Annotated in this window: 1 protein-coding gene; it reads left to right on the forward strand. The window is 72.0% G+C overall.

Annotated features, from left to right (window positions below):
* Window positions 1–17: 17 nt before the first annotated feature.
* A partial coding sequence (locus I6A81_RS41195; protein ID WP_203008509.1) for an aldehyde dehydrogenase occupies window positions 18–1423 on the forward strand: 1406 nt, incomplete at its 3' end.

The following is a 1423-nucleotide window of genomic DNA, read 5'->3' on the forward strand; positions in this document are numbered from 1 at the left end:
CCACCGGAGGAAGCACCATGCAGGTACAGGAAAAACTGTTCATCGGCGGCGAGTGGGTCGCGCCGAGCGGCCCGGACACCATCGAGGTCGTCTCCCCGGCCACCGAACAGGTCATCGCCCGGGTCCCCGACCCCACGCCCGCCGACATCGACGCCGCGGTCACCGCCGCCCGCCTGGCGTTCGACGAGGGCCCCTGGCCCCGGCTCGACCCCGCGGAACGGATCGCCGCCGTCCACCGGCTCGCCGCGCTCTACAAGGCCGGCCGCAAGGAGCTCACCGGACTGATCACCGCCGAGATGGGCGCGCCCGTCAGCTTCGCCAAGGTCGGGCACGTCGCCATCCCGATGTTCCTGATGAACGCGTTCACCGGCATCGCCGAGAACCTCGCCTGGGAGGAGCGCCGCCCCGGCTTCTACGGCCAGGACATCCTGGTCCGCAAGGAGCCGGTCGGCGTGGTCGCCGCGGTCATCCCCTGGAACATGCCGATGTTCCTCACCATCGGCAAGCTGGTGCCGGCGCTGCTCGCCGGCTGCTCGATCGTGCTCAAGCCGTCCCCGGAGACCCCGCTGGACGCCTACTGGCTGGCCGGCCTGCTGGAGCAGGCCGAGATCCCGCCGGGTGTGGTCAGCATCCTGCCCGCCGGCCGCGAGGCCGGCGAGTACCTGGTCGCCCATCCCGGCGTCGACAAGGTCTCGTTCACCGGCTCCACCGCCGCCGGCCGCAACGTCGCCGCCTCCTGCGGGGCGAACCTCAAGCGCGTCAGCCTCGAGCTCGGCGGCAAGTCCGCCGCCGTCGTCCTCGACGACGCCGACCCCGCCACCACCGCCAAGGGCATCGAGATCGCCGGCCTGATGAACTCCGGCCAGGCCTGCGTCGCCCAGACCCGGGTGCTCGTCCCCCGCTCCCGCTACGCCGAGTACGTCGACGCGCTGGCCGCCATGGTCGAGACGCTGCCCACCGGCGACCCGACCGACCCCGCGACCCAGATCGGCCCCCTGGTCGCCCAGCGCCAGCAGGACCGGGTCCGCGGCTACATCGAGATCGGCCAGAAGGAAGGCGCCCGCCTCCTCGTCGGCGGCACCGACCTGCCCGCCGGCGTCGACCGTGGCTGGTACCTCCGCCCCACCCTGTTCGCCGACGTCGACAACTCCATGCGCATCGCCCAGGAAGAGATCTTCGGCCCCGTCCTGTCCGTCATCCCCTACACCGACCAGAACGACGCCATCCGCATCGCCAACGAGTCCGACTACGGCCTGTCCGGCTCCGTGTGGACCACCGACGTCGACCGCGGCCTGGCCGTCGCCCGCGGCGTACGCAGCGGCACCTTCGGCGTCAACGAGGCCTACAGCATGGACCCCGCCGCACCCTTCGGCGGCGTCAAGGCCAGCGGCATCGGCCGCGAACTCGGCAAGGAAGGCATCGA

It is taken from the genome of Frankia nepalensis, assembly GCF_016786325.1.
In the GTDB taxonomy this organism is placed as follows: domain Bacteria; phylum Actinomycetota; class Actinomycetes; order Frankiales; family Frankiaceae; genus Pseudofrankia; species Pseudofrankia nepalensis.